Consider the following 26,229-nt stretch of genomic DNA (forward strand, 5'->3'; position numbering starts at 1 on the left):
GGGCGGCATAGCCGGTGCGGGCGGCTCAGCGTCGGTGCGTGCCGAACGACGCCAGGTATCCGGCGGCCGGGGTGCCCACCCCGGTCACGTCGTCGTAGCCGACGACCGCGCTCAGCGAGCTGTCGCGGCCGAGGCTGCGCAGCGAGGTGACCAGGCCGTCCGAGGCGTCATGGCTGTTGACGTAGTCGACCCGGACCACACCGAGCGAGACCCCGGCGCCGAGCGGGTGGTCGGTCACGTCGTGGTACGAGGCGGTGCCGTACCGGCCGTACAGCGACGGGTTGGCGAAGCCGAGCGGCCGTCCGCCGCCCGCCTGCTGGGCCAGCGCCTGCACCCCGGCGATCACCGGGGCGGCCAGCGAGGTGCCGCCGATGCGGTATTCGCCGTACTGGAGCGATCCGTCGGGGAAGGTCTGCGTCTGCCCCACCAGGAAGCCGGTGTTGGGGTCGGCGACGGCCGCGACGTCCGGGGTGACGCGCTGCTTGGCGGTTCCGCCGTTCGCCCGGGCGAGCCCGTCGGGCACCACGCCGCGCTGGTAGAACGGCTGCGGCACGGTCTTGCTGGTGCCGCCTCCGGCGCCCGAGGTGTACGCGCCGGGCAGGGAGTCCCAGTTACTGCCGTCCGCCGTGAGGGTGGACTTGGTGGTGCCCCAGCCGGTCTCCCACTGGTACGCGTTCCCCTTGCCGACGGCCAGTGAGGTGCCGCCGACCGCTGTCACCCACGCGGAGTTGGCGGGGGTGTCGACCTGCTTGGTGCCGGTGGAGGCGACGTTGTCGCCGTTGTCGCCGGAGGAGAAGTAGAAGCCGATGCCCTCGACCGCGCCCTGCTGGAAGATCTGGTCGTAGGCGAGCGCCAGGTCCGGGGTCTGGTTGGCCTCCACATCACCCCAGGAGTTGGAGACGATGTCGGCCAGCCGGTTGTCGACGACCTTGGCGAGCGAGTCGAGCAGATCGTCGTCCGTGCAGGACGCGCCGCCGACGTAGACGATGTCGGACGCGGGGGCCAGCGCGTGCACGGCCTCGACGTCGAGCGTCTCCTCGCCGTACCAGCCGCTCGCGTCGCACTCCTCTGTGTGCCGGTACTCGGCGGGCAGCACCTGCGTCAGCTGGCCCTTGCGGTAGGCGGGGTCGCCGTTGCGCTGGGCGTAGCGGGCGGCGTCGGCGGCGATGGTCGGCGAGGCGTAGGCGTCGGTGATGGCGACCGTCACGCCCTTGCCGGTGTTGCGGCTCTTGGCACCGTAGGCGGCGCGCAGCTGCTTGCCGGTGTACCCCTTGACGGCGTACGGCTGCTTGGCGCCGTACGCGGACGGCAGGCTCTTGTCGGTCCGGGAGCCGTAAGTGCTGGAGAACGGCCCGGCGTTCTTGAAGACCGCTCCGGGCGGCGGCAGCGTCTCGCCCCCGGTGGCCATGTGCCGGGCCCGCTTGGGCGCGTTGTCCAGGCCGACGACGGTGAGGACGGCGCCGCCCAGCGAGGCGGGCACGGTGGCGGCCTTGGACGGGGCCCGGTAGACCTTGCCGCCCTTGGTGTAGTTGTGCAGCTGGGTGCCGAACGCCTTCTCGGCGTCGGTCACTTCGCCGGTCACCGAGACGTAGTGCTGGTTGTGGCCGGTGACGGTGAGCCCGGAACCCCGCAGCCAGCTGGTCACGGCGTCGGTCTGCTGCCGGGTCGGCCCGAACCGCGCCCGGGTCTGCCGGGCCGTCAGGTAGTGGCCGTAGGTGGGCGAGGAGGGGTCGGACACGGCGGTGGCGTAGTCGGCGAGCCCCTTGGCGTCGCGCCCGGCGAGATAGACGCGGGCGGTGACCTTACCGCTGTCGGCGGCGGCACCCCGGTCCGAACTCGCCGTGGCCCAGGCGGGCTTGGTCGCGCTCAGGGTGTGCCTGCCGGACGGTGCGGAGTCGGCCCGGGCGGTGGGCATGCCCACCGCGAGCGCACCGGCGGCCAGCGGCAGTGCCGTTGCCATCACCAAGGCCGTGCGTATACGGGAAGAAGACGGCCCGAAAGAAGACGGCCCGAAAGAAGACGATCTCACTTAGCCCCCTGCGATACGTAAAGTCGTCAGGCCACTCTTTCGATGTCTTGTCCATGCCAGGACTATGGCTTCGCCAAGAAGACGCCAAATCCGGACGCTCACCCCCATTGACGCCGCCCCGGAAGCGCCCTACCTTCCTTTTCATCAATAGGAAAGTTTCTTAACAGAGTGAGGCGGGGCACCACCATGGCCGCACCACCCCCCGGCAACAACACCCCCAACGGCACCCCCGGGACCCCCCGGGTCCTGCGCGCCATGAACGACCGGGCCGCGCTGGACCTGCTGGCCGCGCACGGCCCGCTCACCCGGACCCGGCTCGGGGAGCTGACCGGGCTGTCCAAGCCGACCGCCTCGCAACTGCTGACCCGTCTGGAGTCCGCCGGGCTGGTCCGGCCCACCGGCAACGTGACCGGGCGGCCCGGGCCCAACGCCCAGCTGTACGAGATCAACCCGGCCGCCGCCCATGTCGCGGCGCTCGCCGTGGACCAGGAGGGCATCTCCGCCGCCGTCGCCGACATCACCGGCCGGCTGGTCGGGGAACACCGGGTGACCGCCCCGACCACCGACGAGTCCCTGACCGGCCGTACCGCGGAGCTGGTGGCCGAGGCCGTCGACGGCGCCCTGGCCGCGGCCGGGCTCGACCGGTCCGACCTGCACGGGACCGTCATCGGCACCCCCGGCGCCCTCGACCCGCGCACCGGAACCCTGCGCTACGCACCGCATCTGCCCGGCTGGCAGTCGCGCGCCCTGCGGGACGAGCTGGCCGAGGTGCTGCACACCCCGATCACCATCGAGAACGACGTCAATCTGGCGGCCGTCGCCGAACAGCACCACGGCACCGCCCAGGACTTCGACGACTTCGCCCTCGTCTGGGCCGACGAGGGGGTCGGCGCGGCCATCGTGCTCGGCGGCACGCTGCTACGCGGGGCCACCGGCGGAGCCGGGGAGATCGGCTACATGCCACTGCCGGGGGCGCCGCTCGCCCGCGGCGGACCGGACGCCGCGGCCGCGCCGGACGGCGGCGGGGGGTTCCAGAAGCTGGTCGGCTGCCCCGCCGTCGTGGAGCTGGCCCGGGAGCACGGCATCGAGGCGCCCACGGCCGCCAAGGCGCTCGCCGCCGCGCTGCGCACCCCGGGGGCGGGCGACGAGGTGCTGACCGAGCTGGCCCGGCGGCTGGCCACCGGGCTCGCCTCCGTCGTCGCGGTGGTCGACCCGGAGCTGGTGGTGCTGTCGGGGGAGGTCGCGCAGGCCGGTGGGGAGCGGCTGCGCGAGCTGGTCGAGACCGAGCTGACGGGGCTCGCGCTGCCCCGGCCGGAATTGCGGATCAGCGCTATCGAGGGGGATCCGATACTCATCGGCGCGCTGCGTCAGGCGGTCGCCGATGCCCGTAACACCGTTTTCGACACGGCCTGAGCTTCGACACCGCCTGAGCCTCGACACTGCCTGAGTTTCGACACCGCCTTTCGTCGCAGATTCCCCCGCAAGGAAGTACCGCCATGCCACCAAGACTGGCTGTTCTCGCCTCGGTGCTCGGCGCCGGTGCCCTGCTGCTGGCCGGTTGCGCCAATCCCAGCACCGGCAGCGCGACCGACGACCCGACCAAACCCGTCACCATAAAGTTCTGGCACGGCTGGTCGGAGAATACCGAGGTCAAGGCGATCGATGACAGCATCGCCCGGTTCGAGGAACTCCACCCCAACATCAAGGTGAAGACCACCGGCAATGTCACCGACGCCACCCTGAACCAGGCGCTGCGGGCCGGCGGGGACGACGCTCCGGACGTGGCCTCGTCGTTCACCACCAACAATGTCGGTCAGTACTGCTCGTCCGGGATGTGGGCGGACCTCGATCCGTTCATGAAGAAGACCGGAATGGACAAGAACAAGGTCTTCCCCAAGACGCTGCTGGACTACACCAGCTATGACGGCGACCAGTGCGCGCTGCCGCTGCTGGCCGACGCGTACGGCATGTACTACAACAAAGACGCGTTCCGGGAAGCCGGAATCTCCCGGCCGCCGCGCACCATGTCGGAGCTGAAGCGGGACGCCGTCAAGCTGACCAAGCGCACCAAGAACGGCGGCTATCAGCGGGTCGGCTTCATGCCTAACTTCCGGCTCTACCAGAACAGCCCGGACCGCCTCTTCGCCCAGTGGGGTCCCGCCTACTTCGGCAAGGACGGAAAGGCGCGGCTGGCGAAGGACAAGACGACCAAGGAGTTCTTCGCCACCACCCAGGATCTGGTGCGCAGCCAGGGCGGCTACGGTCCGCTGGAGAAGTTCCGTACCTCGTTCGGCGACGAGATGTCCTCGCAGAACGCCTTTCTCACCGGCAAGCTGGCCATGCACATGGACGGCGAATGGCGCGGCCTGTACATGAAGGGCGCGAAATTCAAGTGGGGCACCGCTCCCCTGCCGGTGCCCGACGACCAGCCCGAGACGTACGGCCGGGGCTATCTCACCGGCACGGTGATCGGCATAGGACACAGCAGCAAACACCAGAACGCGGCATGGGAACTGGTGAAGTTCCTGACCGCCGACACCAACCAGGTCGTCTCCTTCGCCAACGCCATCCACAACGTGCCGTCCACCAAGGCGGCGCTCGCCTCCCCCAAGCTCGACCCCGACCCCACCTTCCGCGCCTTCCTGGACATCGCGCAGAACCGATACAGCACCGCCCTGCCCGCCTCGATCAACGGCGGCCAGTACGTGGTCTCCCTCCAGGACTTCTCCTACGGCGTCGAGGCGGGCAAGGAGCACGATCTGGACAAGGGCCTGCGGGAACTCGACAAGGAAATCGACGCCGATAATCTCCAGGCCCAGAACTGACGGAGTGCGACATGGCCACTGTGATGAACTCCCCCGCCCTGCGCCGTAAGGCCATGCGCCAGCGGCTGCGCACCCTCGGTTTCCTCTCCCCCTGGCTGGTCGGTTTCACCGTCTTCTTCGGCTATCCGCTGATCGCCACCGTCTATTTCTCCTTCATGCACTACAACCAGATCGAGGCCCCGACCTTTGTGGGGCTGCGGAACTGGCGGTACGTATTCGAGCAGATGCCGTTGTTCGGCCCGGCGCTGTGGAACACGCTGTGGCTGGTCGTGGTGATGGTCGCGCTGCGGGTCGTCTTCGGCCTCGGCATCGGCCTTCTGGTCACCAAGGTCAAGACCGGGGTCGGCTTCTTCCGCACCGCGTTCTACCTGCCGTATCTGGCTCCCCCGGTGGCGGCCACCGTGGCCTTCGTCTTCCTGCTCAACCCCGGTACCGGCCCGGTGAACGACATTCTCGGGAGCATCGGGATCTCCGCCCCCAACTGGTTCAACGACCCGACGTGGGCCAAGCCCTCGCTCGTCATGCTGTCCCTGTGGGGCATCGGCGACCTCATGGTCATCTTCATGGCGGCGCTGCTGGACGTGCCGAAGGACCAGTACGAGGCGGCCGATCTGGACGGCGCCGGGGCGATCCACAAGTTCCGCTATGTGACCTGGCCGTCGATCACCCCGATCGTGATGTTCGCGGTCGTGACGGGCGTCGTCCAGACCATGCAGTACTACACCCAGGCGCTGGTGGCCGGAAAGCTCGCCTCCGGCGTCAGCATCGGGCCCGGTTCGGTCATCCAGCCCGGCTATCCCGACCACTCCACCCTCACCGTGCCGCAGCTCGTCTACTCGCTCGGCTTCCAGAACTTCAACACCGGAGCCGCTTGCGTGCTCTCGCTCGTACTCTTCGCGATCGCGATGGCAGTGACGACGCTGCTGATGCGCCGGCGCGCCGGCCTGCTGTCGGCCGAGGACTGAGAGGACCGTCCGCCATGACCGCAACCACCACCCTCCCGGCGCCCTCCGCGCCCGTCCGTCCCCACGCCCGGCGCTCCCCCGCCCCGGCCGCCCGCCGCCGCGCCGCGCTCCACTGGGTCGCCGTGCACACGGTCGCCATCGCCGCGGCGCTCTTCTTCCTGCTGCCGTTCGTCTTCATCTTCCTGACCGCCGTGATGAGCGACGACCAGGCGTTGAGCGGCGCCCTGTGGCCCACCGAATGGCACTGGTCGAATTACGCCGAGGTCTTCCGGACCCCCGGTTTCCTCGACTGGTGGCGCAATTCGCTGATGTACGCCGTGCTCGGCACCCTGTTCACGCTCTGCTCGTCCATTCCGGTCGCGTACGCGCTCGCCAAGTTCCGCTTCCGTGGCCGCCGTACCGCCATGCTCCTGGTCATCTCGACGATGATGCTGCCGCCACAGGTCATCGTGGTGCCCATGTATCTGGTCTGGGCCCAGCAATTCCACCTGTCGGGCTCGCTGTGGCCCCTGATCATCCCGATGGCGTTCGGTGACGCGTACTCCATCTTCCTGCTGCGCCAGTTCCTGCTGACGATTCCGCGGGAATACCTGGAGTCGGCCAGGGTCGACGGCTGCGGGGAGTTCCGCACCCTGGTGCGCATCATCGTGCCGATGGCCAAGCCGGGCATCGCGGCCGTCGCGCTCTTCCAGTTCTTCTACTGCTGGAACGACTACTTCGGCCCGCAGATCTACGCCGCGCAGAACCCGGGCGCCTGGACGCTGAGTTACGGGCTGGAGAGCTTCAAGAGCGCGCACAGCGTCAACTGGAACCTGACGATGGCCGCGACGCTGCTGGTCATGGCCCCCGTCATCATCGTCTTCTTCTTCGCTCAGAAAGCCTTCGTCGAAGGCGTCACACTGACAGGAGTCAAGGGTTGAAACTCGCAGTCGTGGGGGGCGGATCCACCTATACCCCCGAACTCATCGACGGGTTCGCCCGGTTGCGTCACGCACTCCCGCTGGAGGAACTGGTCCTGGTCGACCCGGCCGCGGACCGGCTGGAGCTGGTCGGCGGGCTCGCCCGCCGGATCTTCGCCAAGCAGGGCCATCCCGGGAAGATCTCCTGGACCGATGACCTGGACGCGGGCGTGGACGGCGCCGACGCGGTGCTGCTCCAGCTGCGCGTCGGCGGCCAGGCCGCGCGCAACCAGGACGAGACCTGGCCGCTGGAGTGCGGCTGCGTCGGCCAGGAGACCACCGGCGCGGGCGGGCTCGCCAAGGCGCTGCGTACCGTCCCGGTGGTGCTGGACATCGCGGAGCGGGTGCGCCGCCGCAACCCGGACGCGTGGATCGTGGACTTCACCAACCCGGTCGGCATCGTGACCCGGGCGCTGCTGACCGCCGGGCACCGGGCCGTCGGCCTGTGCAACGTCGCCATCGGCTTCCAGCGCAAGTTCGCGAAGCTGCTGAACGTGGCCCCCGGGGACGTGACGCTGGAGCACGTCGGCCTCAACCACCTCACCTGGGAGCGGGCGGTGCGCATCGGCGGCCCGGACGGCGAGGACGTGCTGCCCAAGCTGCTCGCCGAGCACGGTGAGGCGATCGCAGACGATCTGCGGATGCCGCGCGACCTGGTGGACCGGCTGGGCGTCGTCCCGTCCTACTACCTGCGCTACTACTACCAGCACGACGCCGTCGTACGGGAGCTGCGCACCAAGCCGTCGCGGGCGGCGGAGGTCGCGGCGATCGAGCGCGAACTGCTGGAGATGTACGGCGACCCCGCGCTGGACGAGAAGCCGGAGCTGCTGAGCCGCCGCGGCGGCGCGTTCTATTCGGAGGCGGCGGTCGATCTGACCTCGTCGCTGCTGCGCGACAGCGGGGACGTGCGCATCGTCAACGCGTTCAACGACGGCACCCTGCCCTTCCTGCCCGACGACGCGGTGATCGAGGTCCCGGCGACCGTGGACGCACGGGGCGCGAAGCCGCTCCCGGTACGCCCCCTGGAGCCGCTGTACGCCGGGCTGATCGCCCATGTCACCGCGTATGAGCACCTGGCGCTGGAGGCAGCGTTGAAGGGCGGGCGGGAGCGCGTCTTCCAGGCGCTGCTCTCGCACCCCCTCATCGGCCAGATCGACTATGCCGAGAAGCTGACCGACGACCTGATCGCGCACAACCGGGAGCACCTGGCGTGGGCCTGACGCAGTCCGAACCAACCGGTTCCGCACCGGCCTCCGCCGCCTCCACCGCGGCGGGGGCGTCCGTGCTGGCGATCGACGCGGGCAACAGCAAGACCGATGTCGCGCTGGTCGGCCCGGACGGAACCGTGCTCGGCACGGCCCGCGGCGGCGGCTTCCGGCCGCCCGTCGTGGGCACCGAGCGAGCCGTCGGCGCGCTCGCGCGCCTGGTGGAGGAGGCGGCGCGGCGGGCCGGAGGCTCCGGTCCGCCGCGGGTCGGGCACGTCTCCGCGTGCCTGGCCAACGCCGATCTGCCGAGCGAGGAGGCGGAGCTGACGGAGGCACTGGCCGGTCACGGCTGGGGCGACACCGTCACGGTCGCCAACGACATCTTCGCGCTGCTGCGGGCCGGGGCCGCGGACGACGGCGAGCCGACCGGCGTCGCGGTCGTCTGCGGCGCCGGTATCAACTGCGGCGGGCTGGGCCACGGCGGGCGCACCGCCCGCTTCCCCGCCATCGGGCGGCTCTCCGGCGACTGGGGCGGCGGGGGCTTCCTGTCGGAGGAGGCGCTGTGGTGGGCGGCGCGCGCGGAGGACGGCCGGGGCGAGCCGACCGAGCTGGCCCGCGCCCTGCCCGCGCACTTCGGCCTGACCACGATGTACGAGCTGATCGAGGCCGTCCATCTGGGGCGGCTGGAGCCGTCCCACCGCTACGCGCTGACGCCGGTGCTCTTCGCGGTGGCCGCGGGCGGCGACGAGGTCGCGCGCGCGATCGTCGACCGCCAGGCGGAGGAGGTGGTCACGATGGCCACGGTCGCGCTGACCCGGCTGGACCTGCTGGCCGAGGAGACGCCGGTGATCCTGGGCGGCGGGGTGCTCGCGGCCCGGCATCCGCAGCTGGACGACCGGGTCCGCGAACTTCTCGCGGAGCGCGCCCCGAAGGCCGCCCCCCGGGTCGTCACGGCCCCGCCCGTGCTCGGCGCGGCGCTGCTCGGCCTGGACCGCACCGGCGCGCCACCCGCGGCGTACGCCCGGCTGCGGGCGTACTACGACGGGGCCGGGGGGACGCCGACACAGCGTGCGCGAAAGGGCGTCACGGAAACTGACGGTGACGAATGGGGAACCGGGAGTCCCTCCCGAGCGTAATCAGAGTGGGGAGGGAAGATCGCGGTCCGAGCAAGATCCAGGCAAGACCGGTGACCTTGCCGGGGGGCGCGGTCCATACTTCTGCGGACAGCAGCGACCGTGGGGTCCGGACCAGGGGGAGGTCTTGTGCCAAATCTGTCGACCATCGGCAGACCCGCGCCGCCGCCCGCGCCCGCGGCCCCGCCGCGGACCGCGTGGCGGGAGGGCCTGGACCGATTGCGGGCCGGGGCCACGACCGAGCCCGGGCGGCTGCGGATCATCGGAGCCGTGCTGGCCGCGCTGGTGGTGGCGTTCGGAGCGGTGACGGCCTGGCAGGTCTCCGACCGGGAGACCGCGGCCGACGCGGTGGCCGAGCACAGCCAGCCGCTGAGCGCGGACGCCGCGCGGATCTACCGCTCGCTGGCCGACGCCGACACCACGGCGGCGAGCGGCTTCCTGGCGGGCGGCCAGGAGCCCGCCGCGGTGCGTCGGCGGTACGAGCGGGATATCGGTACCGCGTCCGAGCTGCTGGTGCGGGCCGCGGCGAACACGGAGGGTTCGGCCTCGGCACGCGCCGAGATACGGAAGATCAGCCAACTGCTGCCGGTCTACACGGGGCTGGTCGAGTCCGCGCGCGCCAACAACCGCCAGGGCCTGCCGCTGGGCGGCGCGTACCTGCGGTATGCGAACGACACGATGCGCGCCCGGCTGCTGCCCGCCGCCGACCGGCTGTACGAGGCGGAGACGGCCCGGCTCGGCGAGGACTACGAGGACGCGAAGGCCTGGCCCTGGGTGGCGATAGGGGTGGGCGTGGCCGCGCTGGCCGCCCTGGGCTGGGCCCAGCGCCGCAACTACCGGCGGACCAACCGGGTGTTCAACCACGGTCTGCTGGGCGCGTCCGCCACCGCCACGGTGGTGCTGGTGTGGCTGGTGGCCGGTCATGCCCTCGCCCGCGCCGATCTGAACGAGTCCGACGACCACGGGGCGAAGTCCCTGCGGGTGCTCAACGAGGCGCGGATCGCCTCGCTGCGGGCCCGCGCCGACGAGAACCTGACGCTGGTGGCGCGCGGCGCGGTCGTCGTCGACAAGGACGGTGCCAACAAGGGCAAGGACGCGTACGAGGTCAGCTACGCCTCCCGGATGGCCGGGCTCATGGGCAGCGGGTCCGGCGACCGTCCGGCCGGGGGCAGCCTGCTGGACCGGGCACAGGACCTCGCGGACGACGGCGGGGGCCGGGAGCCGGTGGAGGCGGCCGCCACGGCGGTCCGCGCGTGGCAGACCCGCCACAAGGCGGCGCGCAGCGCCGATGACGCGGGCGACTACAAGGACGCGCTGGAGAAGGTCGTCGGCGGCAAGGACAGTACGGGCGAGTCCTTCGACCGGGTGGACGACGAGCTGGCAAAGGCGCTGGGCCATGAGCAGCGGCAGTTCAAGGAGGCGGCCGACAGCGGGCGCGGGGCGTTCACCGGGATGGCGGTCGGGGCCGGGGTGCTGGCGGTGCTGGGCGCGGCGGGCGCGGTCCTGGGCATAGGCCGCAGGCTGTCGGAGTACCGGTGACGGCGACGGGGGGCGGAGACATGCGACCGGCACGACGGGAATCGGCACGGCCGCGATCGGCACGACGGGAATCGGCACGGCCGCGATCGGCACGGCTGGGGTCGGCACGGATGCGATCGGGCCTCGCCGCGGTGGTGTGCGCGCTCGGGGTGACCACGGCCCTCGTGGGGCCCGCTCTGGTGGACGGCGGGAGCGACGACACCCGGCAGTCCGAGCCGTCGCCCCGGTCCCGTCCGGGGCCGCAGAGTGTGGGCGCCGGTTCCGGGGCGGCGGCACAGAGCTGTGAGAAGCCGGAGGCGAGCCTGCGGCCTTCGGGGGCGAGCGGCCCGGCCATCAAGCGGATCAAGGAACGGAAGATCCATGGGCACAAGGTCAGCAAGCTGATCGCGGGCGTCGACCAGAACAGCTACCGCTGGGGCTATCGCGACCCGGCCACCGGTGAGCTGACCGGGTTCGACATCGACCTCGTGCGCGCGATCGCCAAGAACATCTTCGGCGATCCGGACGCGGTCATCTACCGCACCATTCCGACCAGTCAGCGCATCAAGGCCCTCCAGCAGGGCAAGGTGGACATCGTGGTGCGCACCATGACCATCAACTGCGACCGGATCAAGGACGTGGCCTTCTCCACCGCCTACTTCCAGGCCGGACAGCAGGTGCTGGTCCCCGACGACTCGTCCATCACCGGCTACAACTCGACCCTGCGCGGCAAGAGGGTCTGCACGGCGCAGGGGTCGACCGCCGAGGCCGTGCTGGACGAGCCGGAAAAGGGCGCCGAGGCGCTCGGCGCGATCAAGGTGAAGCCCGTCCCCAACCAGCTGGACTGCCTGGTCAGGCTGCAGATGGGTCAGGTGGACGCGGTGATCACGGACAATGCGCTGGCGGCGGGCCAGGCCGCCCAGGACCCCTCCGTCAAGCTGGTCGGCCCACGATTCACCGACGAGCTGTACGGCGTGGCGATGAACAGAGACGACGACGACCTGGTACGCCGGGTCAACAAGGTCCTGGAGGACTACCGCGCAGGCGGCGCCGACAGCCCCTGGCAGCGCGCCTACCGCACCTGGCTCGCGGAGGATTTCGGCAGGACACAGCGGAACCCCGCACCTCCGGATCCCCTGTACAAGGACTAGGGGGCCAGGAAATAGAGGGGTCAGAAATCTGAGGGCACAAGGACCGAGGACGGGAGGAGTTGAGGACCGGCGAGGAGCCGAGGATCACGGACCGGCAAGGATTAGCGCCCGGTTCACACGCGTAGGGATGTCGCAGCAGACGGATCACGCCTGACGGATACGGACACGGACTCGGAGAGGTGATCGATGGGGGTCCCGGGACCCTTCCCCGGCGCCGCGGGGACACCCGAGGGGCCGGCCATGGGCCGCGAAGAGGTCGACCGTGCGCTGGCGAGGCTCGGAGCCGAGCATGAGGCGATCGAGACGTCGCTGCTCGCCCTCCAGGACCACGCGGGCAGAAGGCTGCTCGAGGGCGCCGAGCTGACGGGCGTCACCAAGGACCGGTGGGCCACCACCGAGCAGGCCATCTCCCTTCTGTGGAGCTATTACGACGCGTACACGGACGCCCTCCGGCGCGCCCGCGAGGTGCGCTCCCGGCACCGCTGGTCCACCCCGGGCGAGCTGGCCGAGCTGACCGAGCTGCTGCGCGGCCCCGGGATCACCCTGCCCAGCACCGCCACGATCACCGGATCGCCGCTGCTCAGCGAGCAGTTGAGCCTGGACCGGCTGGTCGACCGGATGAACCGCTGGTATGCCGAGGCGCTGGACGTCATCGTCACGGCCGACGCCGTGTGGTCCGCGCTGCCCGCCCGGATCGACATGCTCTCCGCCGAGCTGCACCGCACCCGTTCGCTCGCCCATTCGGTCGGGGTGCGGCCCGGTGAGCACCCTTCGGGCGACGATCTGGAGCAGATCACCGCCGAGCTGACCGGGCTGCGCGCCGAGGTGGTCTCCGATCCGCTCGCCTTCTGGAAACCGGCCGTCGGCAGTTCGGCGCCCGGCGGCGGCAGCCCCGACACCGTGCGCTACGACCGCGCCGCCCGCGCTCTGGACGACGTGCGGCGCGAGATCGAGGCCGTTCTGGACGTCCGGCAGGACGCGGAGCGGCGTCTGATGCGGCTGCGCGATGTGCTCTCCCGCGCCGATCGCACGCTCGCGGAGGCCCGGCAGGCGCGCGGTGAGGTGCTGGCGAAGATCGCGGCAACTGAGGTGCCCGCGGTCAGCGGCCCGCCGACCGCCCTGCACGAGCAGCTGGTCACGGCCGCCGACTACCGGCGGCGCTCCCAGTGGCACCGGCTCTCGCCGCTGCTGGAGAGCCTGGAGCAGCGCGCCGACGACGAACTGCTGCGCGCCCGCGAATCGTTGACGGCGGTGACCGCGCCGCTCGCGGTCCGCGCCGAGCTGCGCGGCCGACTGGACGCGTACAAGGCGAAGGTCGCCCAGCACGGTATGGCCGAGGATCCGCTGCTGGTGGAGCGGTACGACGCGGCGCGGCGGATGCTGTGGAGCGCCCCGTGCGATCTGCGCGTCGCCGATCAGGCGGTCCTGCGCTATCAGCGGGCGGTCGCCGAGGCGTTGGCGTCCCGGCAGCAGGACACCGCCGGTCACGGTGCCGCCGAGCACGGCAGCGAGGGGGAGCGGTATGAGTGAGACGGTCACCTGTCAGCGGCGCGAGTGCGACGGGTCGTACGAGGACATGGGCGGCGGCGAGCTGTACTGCGACACCTGTGGGATGGCCCCGGTGGTCTCCCCGCAGGGCATGGTGAGTTCACCGCCCACCGGCGTCGCCGGAGGGGGCCGGGGCTCGTCGTCCCGCTCCTCGCGTGCGTCCCGGCCGTCCCGCTCGTCGTCGTCCCGGCGCTCGGTGTCCGGGCGGCTGACCCGTGCCTCGTCCGGGCGCTCCTCGCGTTCGGTCTCGGTGCGCGGCTCCGGCTCCTCCTCGGCCGCCTCCGGGCGGAACGCGCTGGGCGCGGGCCTGGTCAGCGTCCCGGGGGTGCCGCGCCCCGATCCGCGCACGGCGGTCCTGGCCAACCCCGAGGTGCCGGAGCGGAAGCGGTTCTGCAGCCGGGGCGACTGCGGGGCGCCGGTGGGCCGCGCCCGCGGCGACCGGCCGGGCCGCACCGAGGGCTTCTGCACCAAGTGCGGCCACCCGTACTCGTTCGTGCCGAAGCTCGGCGCCGGCGACATCGTGCACGGGCAGTACGAGGTGGCGGGCTGTCTGGCGCACGGCGGTCTCGGCTGGGTCTATCTGGCCATCGACCGTGCGGTGTCGGACCGCTGGGTGGTGCTCAAGGGCCTGCTGGACACCGGCGACGAAGAGGCGCTGGCGGCCGCGGTGTCCGAGCGCCGCTTCCTCGCCGAGATCGAGCACTCCAACATCGTCCGGATCTACAACTTCGTCGAGCACCTCGACCAGAACACCGGCAGCCTCGACGGCTACATCGTCATGGAGTACGTCGGCGGCAAGTCCCTCAAGGACATCGCCAACGAGCGGCGCGCCCCGGACGGCAGGCGCGATCCGCTGCCGGTCGAGCAGGCGTGCGCGTACGGGATCGAGGCGCTGGAGGCCCTCGGCCATCTGCACAGCCGTAATCTGCTCTACTGCGACTTCAAGGTCGACAACGCCATACAGCAGCAGGACCAGCTCAAGCTCATCGACATGGGCGCGGTCCGCAGGCTGGACGACGAGGACAGCGCCATCTACGGCACGGTCGGCTACCAGGCCCCGGAGGTCGCCGAGCAGGGCCCCTCGGTCGCCTCCGACCTCTACACGGTGGCGCGCACGCTCGCGGTGCTCACCTTCGACTTCCAGGGCTATACGAACGTCTTCGTGGACAGCCTCCCGGACCCCGAGCACATCGAGGTCTTCCGGCGGTACGAGTCGTTCTACCGGCTGCTGGTGCGGGCCACCGACCCCGATCCGGAGCGCCGGTTCTCCTCCGCGCAGGAGATGGCCGACCAGCTGACCGGCATCCTGCGGGAGGCCGTGGCGCTGCAGACGGGGCAGCCCCGTCCCGCGCTGTCGACGCTCTTCGGGCCGGAGACCCGGGTGGTGGACACGGCGCTCTTCGCCGAGCAGGGCCAGGATCCGTCGCTGCTGGGCGGGCGGGCCTCGGGCCGGGGCGCGCCGACGGGCGTCCCCGTGCCGCCGCAGGGCCCGCTTGCCCTGCCGCTGCCCGCCATCGCACCGCTGGACGCCCGGGCCACCGCCCTCGCCCTGCCCGTGCCGCTGGTGGATCCGGCGGATCCCAACGCCGGTTTCCTGGCCGGGCTGCTGTCCGCCCCGCCCGCCGAGGTCGGCGCGGCGCTGCACACCGCGCCCGTCGACTCGCCCGAGCTGCGGCTGCGGCGGGTGCGCGCCCTGCTGGAGCTGGGGCAGGCGCAGGAGGCGGGCGTCGCGCTGACGGGTCTGGAGGCCGCGTACCGCGACGACTGGCGGATCGTCTGGTACCGGGGGGTGCACGCGCTGGCCACCGGTGACCACGAGACGGCCGCGCTGTCCTTCGACGCCGTCTACGACGCGTTCCCCGGGGAGCCCGCGCCGAAGCTGGCGCTCGGCGTCTGCGCCGAGGTGCTGGGCCAGCTGGACAACGCGGCGGAGTACTACCGGCTCGTCTGGGCGACCGACCCCAGCTTCGTGAGCGCCGCCTTCGGGCTGGCCCGGGTCCGTCTGTGCTCCGGGGACCGGGCGGACGCGGTGCGGGTGCTGGAGTCGATCCCGGAGTCGTCGATCCACTACACGGCGGCCCGGGTCGCCGCGGTGCGGGCCCGGCTGCGCGAGCGGGCCGCGCGGGAGGCGCTGCTGGCCGATCTGACGGCGGCCGCCCTCCAGGTGGAGCGGCTGGGCGAGTTGGGCCTCGACGCGCTGCGGCGCGAGCGGCTGTGTACGGAAGTCCTGGGCAGTGCGCTCGATTGGGTACTGTCCGGCAGCAGCGGCGCGCCGCCGGGCCAGACCCGGCCGCCGTTGCTCGGCAGCAGCCTGGACGAGCGCGGGCTGCGGCTGGGACTGGAGCGCTCGTACCGGGTACTCGCCAGGCTCGCGCAGCGCGGCGAGGAAAGGATCGAACTGGTGGAGCGGGCCAACCGCTACCGCCCCAGAACGTGGGTGTGATCGATGTCGCAGATGCCACAGCTGCCCCAGCTGTCAGCCTGCCCAACCTGTGCGGAGCCGCTGGAGGCGGGAGACAACTACTGTGGCGGGTGCGGGGCCGACCTGTCGGCGGCCGTGCCGTCCGCGCGGCAGGGGCCGGAGGACTACCGGCTGGCCGCCCCGGCGCCCGCCCCGGTGGCCGACCCCCGGACCGCGGCGGCGCTCGGCGCCCCGCCCCCGCCGGGCCCGCCAGCGCCCGGCACACAACCGACCACCCCCGCCGACGCACCCGTCGGCACGCACACGCAGACTCGGACGCACACCAGTACAGCTACGGGAGCGAGCGCGGGCACCGGCACCGGGGCGGACCCCCGGCAGCCCGGCGGCGACAGCCGCCCCCGGTGCGCCGCGTGCCAGGAGGGCACCATCGACAGGGACGGATACTGCGAGCACTGCGGCCACGCCCAGGCGCGTGAGCGCGACCATATGGAGCGGGAGGTCGCGGGTGTGGCCGCGGCCAGTGACCGCGGGCTGCGCCACCACCGCAACGAGGACGCGTTCTCCGTGGCCGCCGCGGCCCTCCCGGACGGCTCACCGGCCGTCGTCGCGGTGGTCTGCGACGGGGTCTCCTCGGCCACCCGCCCCGACGAGGCGTCGGCGGCGGCCGCCCACGCGGCGGAAGTGTCGCTGCTGGCCTCGCTCCCCCGCGGGGCCCACCCCCGGCAGGCCATGAACGACGCGATCGTGGCCGCGGCCGACGCGGTCACCGCGCTCGCCGTGGAGACCGCCGCGCCGGGCCCGCACGAGGAGCCCCAGCGCCAGAACGCTCCGGCCTGCACCATCGTCAGCGCGGTGATCACCGGCGACCTGCTCACCGTCGGCTGGATCGGCGACAGCCGCGTCTACTGGGTGCCCGACGACCGGGCGACTCAGCCCGCCCGGCTCACCGAGGACGACTCGTGGGCGGCCCAGATGGTGGCGGCGGGGCTGATGTCGGAGGCCGAGGCGTACGCGGACGAGCGGGCACACGCCATCACCGGCTGGCTCGGGGCGGACGCCTACGAAGTGGAGCCGCACACCGCCTCGTTCAAGCCCGACCGGCCGGGGGTCGTGGTGGTGTGCTCCGACGGGCTGTGGAACTACGCCGAGTCGGCGGAGGAGATGGCCCGCGCGGTGCCGCCGGACGCCCGGGGCCGGCCGCTGCAGAGTGCGCGGGTCCTGGTGGGCCACGCCCTCAACGGCGGGGGCCACGACAACGTAACAGTGGCGGTGGTGCCGTTCCCCGCCGCGCCGGGAGGGGCAGGATCCGCCTGACGGCCCGAGGGGGACGGGCTCCGGCCCAAGGGGGGTGACGGCCGGGCGCCATCACTCCGCCCACGCTCTCGCGGCACGACGTGATGCCCGTACGTCCCTGTGGAGCGCCAAGGAGCGGATCAGATGGCCAATTTCTCCAAGTCCCAAGCGCCGCGGTTCTCGGTCGACGTCTATCAGAACGAGTACCTCCCGGAGGGAGGCCGTGAGGTCAACGCGATCGTCACGGTCACCTCGACCGGCGGCGGGACGACCGGAGGGATACCGATCCCCGCTCCCGTCGCCGCCCCGGGCCAGTACGCCCGGGACGGCGGCCCGGCCGACGCAGCCGTGGTGATCATGGTGGACTGCTCCGGCTCCATGGACTATCCGCCGACGAAGCTGCGCAATGCCCGGGACGCGACCGCCGCCGCGATCGACACGGTGCGCGACGGGGTCGCCTTCGCCGTGATCGCGGGCACCCACAAGGCGGTCGAGGTCTTTCCGGGCAACGGTCGGCTGGCGACGGCGGATCCGGTCACCCGCGCCGAGGCCAAGGACGCGCTGCGGGGGCTCGGCGCTGCGGGCGGCACGGCGATCGGCACCTGGCTGAGGCTCGCCGACCGGCTGCTGGGCGCCGCCGATGTCTCGATCCGGCACGGCATCCTGCTCACCGACGGCCGCAACGAGCACGAGAAGCCGGAGGAGCTGCGGGCCGCGCTCGACGCCTGCGCGGGCCGCTTCACGTGCGACGCCCGCGGGGTCGGCACGGACTGGGAGGTCAAGGAGGTCACCGGGATCGCCTCCGCCCTGCTCGGAACGGCCGATATCGTGGCGAATCCGGTCGAACTGTCCGCGGACTTCACGCAGATGATGGCGACGGCCATGCGGAAGGAGGTCGCGGACGTCCATCTGCGGCTGTGGACCCCGGTGGGCGGCGAGGTGGTCTTTGTGAAACAGGTCGCACCCACGGTCGAGGATCTGACCGGGCGGCGCACCGAGGCCGGGCCCCGCTCAGGCGACTACCCAACAGGGTCATGGGGGGACGAATCACGCGATTATCACGTGTGTCTGCGGGTTCCGGCGGCGGAAATCGGCCAGGAAATGCTCGCGGCCCGGGTCTCGCTCGTCCTGCCGCAGCCGGACGGCCAGAGCCCCCCGGCCCCGCTGTCCCAGGGGCTCGTCCGAGCCGTGTGGACGACCGACATGACCGCCTCCACCTCGATGAATCCGCAGGTCGCGCACTACACGGGCCAGGCCGAACTGGCACAGGTCATCCAACAGGGCATGGATGCGCGTAAGTCCGGCGATATCGAGGGAGCGACCGCCAAGCTGGGAAGGGCCGTACAGCTGGCGGACGCTTCGGGGAACAAGGAAACGGCGAAACTGCTTGCGAAGGTGGTGGACGTCGTCGATGCGGCGGCAGGTACTGTGCGACTGAAAGCGAAGGTCGCGGAGGCGGACGAGATGACACTCGAGACACGCTCGACCAAGACAGTTCGCGTCAAGAAGTAGCACGAAGAGATCGCGTTACGGCAGAAATGCCAAGAACGGCACAAGAGGGGGATCACCGACATGCCGACTTGCCCTAACGGCCACCAATCGGCTGCCGAGGACTGGTGCGAGGTGTGTGGCCACCGGATGTCGGGGACACCCATGCCCTCCGGCCACGTCCCGCCGCCGCCCCCGCCGATGCCGGGCGGCCCGGGTGCGCCCGGCCCCGGCGGCTACGGCTACCCCACCCCGGGCGGCCCGCCCCCGCCCGGCGCGCCCTCGTCCGGCTACGGCTACCCCGCCCCGCCGCAGCCGAACGCCGGTTACCCGGGGGAGGCGTGCCCGCAGTGCCGTACGCCGCGTGAGGCGCAGGCGCCGTTCTGCGAGGAGTGCCGCTACAACTTCCTGACGCAGCAGCCCACCTCGTACGCTCCGCCGCCCCCCGGGCAGGGCGGCTTCCCGCCGCCGCCCGGGCCGCCGCAGCCGTACGGGCAGCCGTCGTACGGACAGCCGCCGCAGGGTCCGCCGTCGCAGGGCCCGCCGTCGCAGGGGCAGCCGCTGCCGCCGCACGGCCAGCAGCCGCCGCACCAGACGCACGGCGGTGACTACCAGGCCTCGCGCCCGTCGCAGATCAACCGCCCGGCCGAGCCGCTGTCCCCGTCGGAGCCCCACCAGCAGCCCTCCGGCCCGGCCTTCGGTGCCGCGGAGGACGACTGGCCGCTGGCGCCGCCGCAGGCTTCCGCGGGCGCCGCCCCGCCGCCACCGGCTCCGGCCCCGCCGCAGCAGCAGGGTTACGGCTACGGCTACCCCCAGGCGCCGCAGCCGCCCGCGCCCCAGGCCCCGTCGTACGGCAACGAGGCGTACCAGGGCCCCGGCGCGCCCCCGCCGCCCGGCCCGTACGGACAGGGCGGCGGCCACACGCCCCCGCCCCCGGCCGGACCCGGGAACTGGACGGCGGTCGTCGCGCCGGACCGTGACTACTTCACGGCGATGATGCACCGCAGCGGCCCGGAGGCCGCCGGGCTGAATCTCCCGGCGTACTCCCCCGAGCAGCAACTGCCGATGGGCGGCCAGCAGATCACCATCGGCCGCCGCCGCCACAGCACGGGCGAGGCCCCGGACATCGACCTCGGGCGCGCGCCCGAGGACCCGGGCGTCTCGCACCAGCACGCGGTCCTCGTCCAGCAGCCGGACGGTGGCTGGGCGGTCGTCGACCAGGACTCGACGAACGGCACGACGATCAACGGCGGCGAGGAGCCGATCCAGCCGTACGTCCCGATCCCGCTCCAGGACGGCGACCGCGTGCACGTCGGCGCCTGGACGACGATCACCGTCCGCCGCGGCTAGCCACACCCGGGCCGGGGCATGCCGCCCCGGCCCGGCCGCGGAGCCGGGCCTCATCGGCTGAGTTCCGCGCCCAGCGGCCAGGCGTACGCGCCCTCCGCGTCGTCCAGCCAGGTCCACTGCCGCTCGCCCCGCACCGTGACCCCGTAGCGCTCGCGCCCCGGGCGCCCCTCGTGCTCCCACAGCGCCAGCGCCTCGACCGGCTCCAGTCGGCCCGCGGCCACGTTCAGCAGGAAGCGGAACGACTCGTCCAGCAGCGGCCACGAGGGCAGCCCGTGCGTGGGAACGGGATCCGGCGGCCCGCTGCCGCGCAGCGGAACGAAGTACGCGGGCGTGGCCAGAAAGCGGCCCTCCGCGTGCCGGGCGTCATGGACCCGCAGGCGCACCAGCCCGGTGGCCAGCGGCATCAGCACCAGCGCCCCGGGCGGGCACTGCCCGAGCCACGCGGACGGTACGGACGGCACGGCGCACGTCGCGATGATCCGGTCGTAGGGGGCTCGCGCGGGACAGCCGCGCGCCCCGTCACCGGTGAGGACGGCCGGACGGAATCCGGCCGCGGCGAGATGTCTGCGCGCGGCCTCGGTGATCTCCGGGTCGAGGTCGACGGTCGTCACCCGGGCGTCGCCGAGCCGATGGGCGAGCAGCGCCGCGTTGTAGCCGCTGCCCGCGCCGATCTCCAGCACCCGGTCTCCGTCCCGCACCCGCAGCGCGTCGAGCATCCGCGCCATCAGGGACGGCTGGCTGCTGGAGGAGATCAGCTCGCCGTCGCGCACCCGCGTCGCCAGGGGTGCGTCGGCGTACGCCCCGGCCAGCCAGCGGGCCCGGTGCAGCGGGTTCCGGTCGTCCCGCCAGAGCCGGGCGGTGAGCGCCGTCCCGCCCTTGTCGCCCGCCTCGCCCGCTTCGTAGTAGTACGGCACGAAAAGATGGCGCGGCACCTCCTCGAACGCCGCCCGCCACCGCGGATCGGTGAGCCCGCCGCCCGCCGTCATCGCGCGGACGAGCCCGGCCCGCGCCACCGCGGCCGCCTCGGCATACGGATCGGGCCGCTCGCCCGTACGTCCGCGCCCGCCGCCCGTCTCCGTCACGCCCGCGCCGCCCATGCCTCCACTGTCCTGCGCCCGTCTCCGGCCCGCTACCTCCGTCTGCCGGGCAGGTCCTACGCCCCCTTACCTAGGACGCCCTGTCTGAGAGCATGGAGGCGTGAAAGACATTCCGCGCGGCACACTTCAGGAGCAGACCTTCTACGAGCTGGTCGGCGGCGAACAGACCTTCCGGCGCCTGGTGCGACGCTTCTACCAGGGGGTCGCGGAGGACCCGCTGCTCCGGCCGATGTACCCCGAGGACGATCTGGGCCCGGCGGAGGAGCGCCTGGTGCTCTTCCTCATGCAGTACTGGGGCGGACCCCGCACCTACAGCGACAACCGCGGCCATCCGCGACTGCGCATGCGCCACGCGCCGTTCACCGTGAACCGGGCGGCCCATGACGCCTGGCTGCGCCATATGCGGGACGCGGTCGACGAACTGGAGCTGGCGCCCGACCTGGAGCGCCAGCTGTGGAACTACCTCACGTACGCGGCCGCCTCCATGGTCAACACGGAGGGCTGAGACGCCGCTGCCCCGGGCACGCCCTCGGCGTGCCCTAGGGGTGCCCTAGGCGGGCGTCACGGACAGCCCGGGCAGCCCCGACGTACGCACCGCGATCGAGCCGTACGGGGTGCGCAGCCGCAGCCAGCCGCCCGCGGCGAGCAGGGCGAGCGGCTCGGCCACCGGGGCGAGGGCGGTGGCACCTCGGGAACCGGTGGCGGCGGGCGCGCCCGCCCGCGCGGGGCGCAGGAAGCCCAGCGACTGGGCGGCGTGCACGGCACGCAGCGGCAGCCGGGTGTCCCCGAGGGTGCGGGACCAGATCTCGTGGCCGATCGCATCGCGCTCGGCGCGCGTACGGCGCTCCTCGGGCAGCGCCTCGTCGCGGGCCCGGAACTCGGCGACCGCGGCCGCCACCGCCCCGCGCACCTCGTCCGCGCCGGGCAGCCCCGGCTCCCGGCGCCAGCCGCCGCGCGGCGGCAGCACCCCGGCCCAGGGCGGGCCGGTGACGGCTTCCGGCACGGCGACGGTGAGACCGCCGGGCGCGCTCTGCGCCGTCCGGCCGGAGCCCGCCTCATCCAGCGCGTCGGCGAACTGACCGGCCGAGACGGTGGTGTCCAGCTCCCCCGGCCCGCCGGGCGCCCCGGCGTCCGTGGCACCCGCGGTGACGAGGGCTTCCAGCCGTGCCGTACGGATGGCCAGGACCTCGAACGACGGCGGGCGGCCGAAGACGGCCAGCACCCCGCCGCCCGCCTGGAGCCGGACGGCCGCGGCGCGGTCGTAGTGGATCAGCCGGGCCAGAAAGGCGGCGAGATCGGCCGCCTCCCCCGCGTCGGCGAAGTGCAGCTCATTCCGGAAGGCTGTCATACCGTGACGGCCCCCTCGGCGGACTTCTCAGCAGACTTCCCGGCCTTCCCGGCCGCTTTCCCGGCACCCGGCTCGGGCTCCAGGTAGGTGGTCAGGAAGCTCACCTCCTCGGAGGAGACGCGGCGCGGCCGACCCGCTTCGAGGTCGAAGGGGACGATGCGGGTGGCGGCCCGCACATACACCGTCTCCTCGTCCTTGACCTCGTAGCACAGGTCGATGGAGGCGGCGCGGATCTTCTTCACCCAGGTCTCGATGGTCACCGGCGAGTGCCGGTGGACGAGCGGCCTCAGATAGTCGATCTCGTGCCGCGCCACGACCACCCCGCCGGTGAACGCGTCGCTTCCGTTCCCCGGCGCCAGCCGCCACATGAAGTCGACGCGCGCCTCCTCCAGGTAGCGGAGGAAGACCACGTTGTTCACATGGCCGAACGCGTCCATGTCGGACCAGCGCAGGGGGCAGGAGTAGAGGTGCCGGGCCATCCCCTCAGCCCCGGGTCAGCTTCTTGTAGGTGGCACGGTGCGGACGGGCCGCGTCCGGACCGAGCCGCTCGATCTTGTTCTTCTCGTACGACTCGAAGTTGCCCTCGAACCAGAACCACTTGGATTCGCCCTCGTACGCCAGGATGTGGGTGGCGACGCGGTCGAGGAACCAGCGGTCGTGGGAGACGACCACGGCGCAGCCGGGGAAGTCGAGCAGCGCGTTCTCCAGGGAGGAGAGGGTCTCCACGTCGAGGTCGTTGGTCGGCTCGTCGAGGAGCAGCAGGTTGCCGCCCTGCTTGAGGGTGAGCGCGAGGTTGAGGCGGTTGCGCTCACCGCCGGAGAGGATCCCGGCGGGCTTCTGCTGGTCCGGGCCCTTGAAGCCGAACGCGGAGACATAGGCGCGGGACGGCATTTCGACCTGGCCGACGTTGATGTAGTCCAGCTCGTCGGAGACGACCGCCCACAGCGTCTTCTTGGGGTCGATGTTGGCGCGGCTCTGGTCGACGTAGGAGATCTTGACCGTGTCGCCGACCTTGATCTTGCCCGCGTCCGCGGTCTCCAGGCCCTGGATCATCTTGAACAGGGTGGTCTTGCCCGCGCCGTTGGGGCCGATGACGCCGACGATGCCGTTGCGCGGCAGGGTGAACGAGAGGTCGTCGATGAGGACCTTCTCGCCGAACGCCTTGGAGAGGTTCTCCACCTCGACCACGACGTTGCCCAGGCGCGGGCCCGGCGGGATCTGGATCTCCTCGAAGTCCAGCTTCCGGGTCTTCTCGGCCTCGGCGGCCATCTCCTCGTAACGGGTCAGCCGGGACTTGGACTTCGCCTGGCGGCCCTTGGCGTTGGAGCGGACCCAGTCCAGCTCTTCCTTGAGGCGCTTGGCGCGCTTGGCGTCCTTCTGCCCCTCGACCTTGAGGCGGGCCTGCTTCTTCTCCAGGTAGGTGGAGTAGTTGCCCTCGTAGCCGATGGCGCGGCCGCGGTCCAGCTCGAGGATCCACTCGGCGACGTTGTCCAGGAAGTACCGGTCGTGGGTAATGGCCACGACGGTGCCCGCGTACTTGGCGAGGTGCTGCTCCAGCCACTGCACGGACTCGGCGTCCAGGTGGTTGGTGGGCTCGTCGAGGAGCAGCAGGTCGGGGGCCTCCAGCAGCAGCTTGCAGAGCGCGACGCGGCGCTTCTCACCGCCGGAGAGGGTGGTGACCGGCGAGTCGCCGGGCGGGCAGCCGAGGGCGTCCATGGCCTGCTCCAGCTGGGCGTCCATGTCCCACGCGTTGGCGTGGTCCAGGTCCTCCTGGAGCTTGCCCATCTCTTCGAGCAGCGCGTCGCTGTAGTCGGTCGCCATCTGCTCGGCGATCTCGTTGAAGCGGTCGAGCTTGCTCTTGGTCTCCGCCACGCCGTCCTGGACGTTCTCCAGCACGGTCTTGGACTCGTCCAGCGGGGGCTCCTGCAGCAGGATGCCGACGCTGTAGCCCGGGGAGAGGAAGGCATCGCCGTTGGACGGATGCTCCAACCCGGCCATGATCTTCAGCACCGTCGACTTACCGGCGCCGTTGGGACCCACGACACCGATCTTCGCGCCGGGCAGAAAGCTCAGCGTGACGTCGTCGAGGATCACCTTGTCGCCGTGCGCCTTGCGCGTCTTGCGCATGGTGTAGATGAACTCAGCCAAGAGAAACCGTCCGGCAATCTGGTAGGTATCGATGTGCGGGCGCGCCGCATGGGTGCATGCGGGCTCCGCCGCGTCAGGGCAGAGACACCCCACCCCATCTTGCCGTACGGCGGCCCCGAGGCGGAAACCAGTTGGTCCGCCGTGTGGGACGGCCGCCCCGGCAGGAAGGGCCGGAAGCCCGCTTCCCGAGGCCCCGGCCCTTCCTCACCGTCCGTTGTCGGCGGTCACTCCGCCGGGCGGTCACTCGCCCGAGGTGGCCTTCTTCCTGCGGACGAAGAAGATCGCGCCGCCACCGGCCACGACGAGCGCGATGGCGATGCCCGCTATCACCGGGGTGGAGCTGCTGCTGCCGGTCTCGGCGAGGTCCTCGCCACCGGCGGTGTCGTCGACGATAGTGGTGTCACCGCTGGCGACCTCGCCGCCGCTGGTGCCCCCGGCCGACGCCGGGCCCGCCTTGGAGGAGGGGGTGTCACTGCCGCCGCCGCTGCCCGCGGTCTTGCAGTCGAGGACGCCGGAGAAGGACTTCTTGAATCCGTTCGGGCCCCGGACGCTGAACTTGTAGCTCTGGTCCTCGTTCACCGGAACGGTGACGGTCTTCGACTGACCGGCCTCGACCGTGTACTTCTGGTCGAGCAGCGTGAAGGTGAACGCCTCGTCGCCCTTGTTGGTCGCCGTGACGTCCACACCGCCCTCGGCGCAGTCCTTCTCGGCGGTGACGGCCGGGACCGCGCCCTTCTCCGCCCAGTGGGCGCTGGCCGAGGCGGAGACGGTGCTCTCGCTGGAACCGGCGAGTATCTGGGTCTGGCTCTTGGTGTCGCTGGAGAACGCGCGGCCGACCGGAACCTTGGTGGCGGCCTGGGCGGTCAGCGTGGCAGAGCCGTCGGCCGCGTCGGACGGCACGTCGACGTAGACCTCGCCGCCGTTGGCGGCGCTGGTGATCGTCTTGCCGCTCTTGTCGACGAGCCTGACGCCGGAACCGGCCGCCTCGGTGCCCGGGGTGAGGGTGACGCTTTCGGCGTTGGTGCGGACCTTGACCGGACCGAGCCGCTCACCGGCCTTGCCGGAGACGGCCGACGGTTCGAGGCTGAGCGATGCCTTGGGCTCGGCCAGGTTCCGCGCGCTCTTCTCCAGATAGTCGGCGAGCTTCTCGGCCGCCGGGTCGACCGCGTCGACCTTCGCCTGGTCGGAGAAGCGCCAGATGGCGACCTGGGTACCGGCCGCGGCGGTCTTCTCGGTGAGGGCACCGGAGCCCGCCTTCGAGGCGAGTTCGGCGAGGTCGTTCACCTGAGGATAGGAATTCTGCAGAATCCAGTTGATCTTGCCTGCTTCGCGGTTGTTCGCCAGCGAAGTCTGACTCCAGGGCTTCTCTTCGTATTTCGCCTTGCTCTGCGTCGGGTTGTGCAGATCGATGCAGTACGTCTGGATACTGCCACCGTTGTCGACCGCCATCTCGAAGAGACCGGCGCCGACCTCCTGGTCACCCTTGTCGTGAATGACCGCCTTGTCGAAGGTCTTGAGACCGCTCAGCGTGGCGGTGGCCCCACCGCTCCCCGGAGGCACATCGTCCGCGGCGGCGGTGCCGGCGCCGGCCAGCGCGCCCACGGCGACCAGCCCTGACGCCAGAACGGCGGCCGCAAAACGGGCGGCACCCCGCCTCTTCACAGAATTCATGGTTTCCCCTCCGGGCGAGCGCCAGTCAGTTGGTGCGCCCCGCCAGCGAACTCAAAACTCAGTAACCCCCGTTGGGCAC

At 71.9% G+C, this 26,229-nt stretch carries 20 protein-coding genes; 14 read left to right on the forward strand and 6 right to left on the reverse strand.

Annotation, left to right across the window (positions count from 1 at the left end; translation table 11 throughout):
* Positions 1–25: 25 nt before the first annotated feature.
* A complete protein-coding gene (locus tag ACZ59A_RS05205) occupies positions 26–1,960 on the reverse strand; it encodes a S53 family peptidase (RefSeq protein ID WP_470953671.1) in 1,935 nt (644 codons plus the stop codon).
* A 255-nt stretch (positions 1,961–2,215) separates the two neighbouring features.
* Between ACZ59A_RS05205 and ACZ59A_RS05210 the strand changes: the two genes are divergently transcribed.
* From ACZ59A_RS05210 to ACZ59A_RS05270, 13 genes are all read left to right on the forward strand, one after another.
* The gene (locus tag ACZ59A_RS05210) at positions 2,216–3,442 is read left to right on the forward strand and encodes an ROK family transcriptional regulator (RefSeq protein WP_470953674.1); all 1,227 of its coding nucleotides are present in this window, start codon (positions 2,216–2,218) and stop codon (positions 3,440–3,442) included.
* 83 nt (positions 3,443–3,525) lie between these two features.
* Positions 3,526–4,854: an ABC transporter substrate-binding protein gene (locus tag ACZ59A_RS05215; RefSeq protein ID WP_470953677.1), complete on the forward strand. Its 1,329-nt coding sequence runs from the start codon at positions 3,526–3,528 to the stop codon at positions 4,852–4,854.
* Between the two features lie 11 nt (positions 4,855–4,865).
* Positions 4,866–5,819 (forward strand): carbohydrate ABC transporter permease, encoded by a 954-nt coding sequence (locus ACZ59A_RS05220; RefSeq protein WP_470953680.1) that lies wholly within the window; start codon positions 4,866–4,868, stop codon positions 5,817–5,819.
* A gap of 14 nt (positions 5,820–5,833) precedes the next feature.
* Positions 5,834–6,739 (forward strand): carbohydrate ABC transporter permease, encoded by a 906-nt coding sequence (locus ACZ59A_RS05225; protein WP_470953683.1) that lies wholly within the window; start codon positions 5,834–5,836, stop codon positions 6,737–6,739.
* On the forward strand, positions 6,736–7,998 hold the full coding sequence (locus ACZ59A_RS05230) for a 6-phospho-beta-glucosidase (protein ID WP_470953686.1): 1,263 nt from the start codon (positions 6,736–6,738) through the stop codon (positions 7,996–7,998). The genes ACZ59A_RS05225 and ACZ59A_RS05230 overlap by 4 nt, the downstream gene beginning before the upstream one ends.
* A 62-nt stretch (positions 7,999–8,060) precedes the next feature.
* On the forward strand, positions 8,061–9,119 hold the full coding sequence (locus ACZ59A_RS05235) for an N-acetylglucosamine kinase (protein ID WP_470954651.1): 1,059 nt from the start codon (positions 8,061–8,063) through the stop codon (positions 9,117–9,119).
* A 126-nt stretch (positions 9,120–9,245) separates the two neighbouring features.
* A complete protein-coding gene (locus ACZ59A_RS05240; protein WP_470953688.1) occupies positions 9,246–10,655 on the forward strand; it encodes a hypothetical protein in 1,410 nt (469 codons plus the stop codon).
* A gap of 110 nt (positions 10,656–10,765) precedes the next feature.
* A complete protein-coding gene (locus ACZ59A_RS05245; RefSeq protein ID WP_470953691.1) occupies positions 10,766–11,785 on the forward strand; it encodes a glutamate ABC transporter substrate-binding protein in 1,020 nt (339 codons plus the stop codon).
* Between the two features lie 186 nt (positions 11,786–11,971).
* Positions 11,972–13,315: a hypothetical protein gene (locus ACZ59A_RS05250; protein ID WP_470953694.1), complete on the forward strand. Its 1,344-nt coding sequence runs from the start codon at positions 11,972–11,974 to the stop codon at positions 13,313–13,315.
* The gene (locus ACZ59A_RS05255) at positions 13,308–15,776 is read left to right on the forward strand and encodes a serine/threonine-protein kinase (RefSeq protein ID WP_470953697.1); all 2,469 of its coding nucleotides are present in this window, start codon (positions 13,308–13,310) and stop codon (positions 15,774–15,776) included. Before ACZ59A_RS05250 ends, ACZ59A_RS05255 begins: the two co-directional genes overlap by 8 nt.
* A gap of 3 nt (positions 15,777–15,779) precedes the next feature.
* Positions 15,780–17,069, forward strand: coding sequence for a PP2C family protein-serine/threonine phosphatase (locus tag ACZ59A_RS05260; protein ID WP_470953699.1), 1,290 nt, complete (start codon positions 15,780–15,782; stop codon positions 17,067–17,069).
* 123 nt (positions 17,070–17,192) lie between these two features.
* Positions 17,193–18,560: a vWA domain-containing protein gene (locus ACZ59A_RS05265; RefSeq protein WP_470953702.1), complete on the forward strand. Its 1,368-nt coding sequence runs from the start codon at positions 17,193–17,195 to the stop codon at positions 18,558–18,560.
* 60 nt (positions 18,561–18,620) lie between these two features.
* Positions 18,621–19,886 (forward strand): FHA domain-containing protein, encoded by a 1,266-nt coding sequence (locus tag ACZ59A_RS05270; RefSeq protein ID WP_470953705.1) that lies wholly within the window; start codon positions 18,621–18,623, stop codon positions 19,884–19,886.
* 50 nt (positions 19,887–19,936) lie between these two features.
* On the opposite strand, the gene ACZ59A_RS05275 is transcribed toward ACZ59A_RS05270, so the two are convergent.
* Entirely contained in the window at positions 19,937–20,983 is a 1,047-nt protein-coding gene (locus tag ACZ59A_RS05275) for a methyltransferase domain-containing protein (RefSeq protein ID WP_470953708.1), read from the reverse strand.
* Positions 20,984–21,083: 100 nt separating this feature from the next.
* On the opposite strand from ACZ59A_RS05275, the gene ACZ59A_RS05280 reads away from it, so the two are divergent.
* Positions 21,084–21,488: a globin gene (locus ACZ59A_RS05280; RefSeq protein WP_358617572.1), complete on the forward strand. Its 405-nt coding sequence runs from the start codon at positions 21,084–21,086 to the stop codon at positions 21,486–21,488.
* 45 nt (positions 21,489–21,533) lie between these two features.
* On the opposite strand, the gene ACZ59A_RS05285 is transcribed toward ACZ59A_RS05280, so the two are convergent.
* From ACZ59A_RS05285 to ACZ59A_RS05300, 4 genes are all read right to left on the reverse strand, one after another.
* Positions 21,534–22,331, reverse strand: a complete 798-nt coding sequence (locus ACZ59A_RS05285) for a DUF8185 domain-containing protein (protein ID WP_470953711.1) — start codon at positions 22,329–22,331, stop codon at positions 21,534–21,536.
* Complete coding sequence (locus ACZ59A_RS05290) at positions 22,328–22,810, reverse strand: acyl-CoA thioesterase (protein ID WP_470953714.1); 483 nt, start codon at positions 22,808–22,810, stop codon at positions 22,328–22,330. Before ACZ59A_RS05290 ends, ACZ59A_RS05285 begins: the two co-directional genes overlap by 4 nt.
* Positions 22,811–22,814: 4 nt before the next feature.
* Positions 22,815–24,479 (reverse strand): energy-dependent translational throttle protein EttA, encoded by a 1,665-nt coding sequence (gene ettA, locus ACZ59A_RS05295; protein WP_470953716.1) that lies wholly within the window; start codon positions 24,477–24,479, stop codon positions 22,815–22,817.
* Positions 24,480–24,719: 240 nt separating this feature from the next.
* Positions 24,720–26,150 (reverse strand): Cys-Gln thioester bond-forming surface protein, encoded by a 1,431-nt coding sequence (locus tag ACZ59A_RS05300; protein ID WP_470953718.1) that lies wholly within the window; start codon positions 26,148–26,150, stop codon positions 24,720–24,722.
* Positions 26,151–26,229 lie beyond the last annotated feature (79 nt).

Source organism: Streptomyces sp. NPDC040405 (assembly GCF_055595765.1).

Excerpts from the sequence above, each read along its gene's own strand:
- ACZ59A_RS05205 (WP_470953671.1), bottom strand. The coding sequence starts at position 1,960 with ATGGCAACGGCACTGCCGCTGGCCGCCGGTGCGCTCGCGGTGGGCATG.
- ACZ59A_RS05210 (WP_470953674.1), top strand. The coding sequence starts at position 2,216 with ATGGCCGCACCACCCCCCGGCAACAACACCCCCAACGGCACCCCCGGG.
- ACZ59A_RS05215 (WP_470953677.1), top strand. The coding sequence starts at position 3,526 with ATGCCACCAAGACTGGCTGTTCTCGCCTCGGTGCTCGGCGCCGGTGCC.
- ACZ59A_RS05220 (WP_470953680.1), top strand. The coding sequence starts at position 4,866 with ATGGCCACTGTGATGAACTCCCCCGCCCTGCGCCGTAAGGCCATGCGC.
- ACZ59A_RS05225 (WP_470953683.1), top strand. The coding sequence starts at position 5,834 with ATGACCGCAACCACCACCCTCCCGGCGCCCTCCGCGCCCGTCCGTCCC.
- ACZ59A_RS05245 (WP_470953691.1), top strand. The coding sequence starts at position 10,766 with ATGCGATCGGGCCTCGCCGCGGTGGTGTGCGCGCTCGGGGTGACCACG.
- ACZ59A_RS05250 (WP_470953694.1), top strand. The coding sequence starts at position 11,972 with ATGGGGGTCCCGGGACCCTTCCCCGGCGCCGCGGGGACACCCGAGGGG.
- ACZ59A_RS05255 (WP_470953697.1), top strand. The coding sequence starts at position 13,308 with ATGAGTGAGACGGTCACCTGTCAGCGGCGCGAGTGCGACGGGTCGTAC.
- ACZ59A_RS05260 (WP_470953699.1), top strand. The coding sequence starts at position 15,780 with ATGTCGCAGATGCCACAGCTGCCCCAGCTGTCAGCCTGCCCAACCTGT.
- ACZ59A_RS05265 (WP_470953702.1), top strand. The coding sequence starts at position 17,193 with ATGGCCAATTTCTCCAAGTCCCAAGCGCCGCGGTTCTCGGTCGACGTC.
- ACZ59A_RS05270 (WP_470953705.1), top strand. The coding sequence starts at position 18,621 with ATGCCGACTTGCCCTAACGGCCACCAATCGGCTGCCGAGGACTGGTGC.
- ACZ59A_RS05275 (WP_470953708.1), bottom strand. The coding sequence starts at position 20,983 with ATGGGCGGCGCGGGCGTGACGGAGACGGGCGGCGGGCGCGGACGTACG.
- ACZ59A_RS05285 (WP_470953711.1), bottom strand. The coding sequence starts at position 22,331 with ATGACAGCCTTCCGGAATGAGCTGCACTTCGCCGACGCGGGGGAGGCG.
- ACZ59A_RS05290 (WP_470953714.1), bottom strand. The coding sequence starts at position 22,810 with ATGGCCCGGCACCTCTACTCCTGCCCCCTGCGCTGGTCCGACATGGAC.
- ACZ59A_RS05300 (WP_470953718.1), bottom strand. The coding sequence starts at position 26,150 with ATGAATTCTGTGAAGAGGCGGGGTGCCGCCCGTTTTGCGGCCGCCGTT.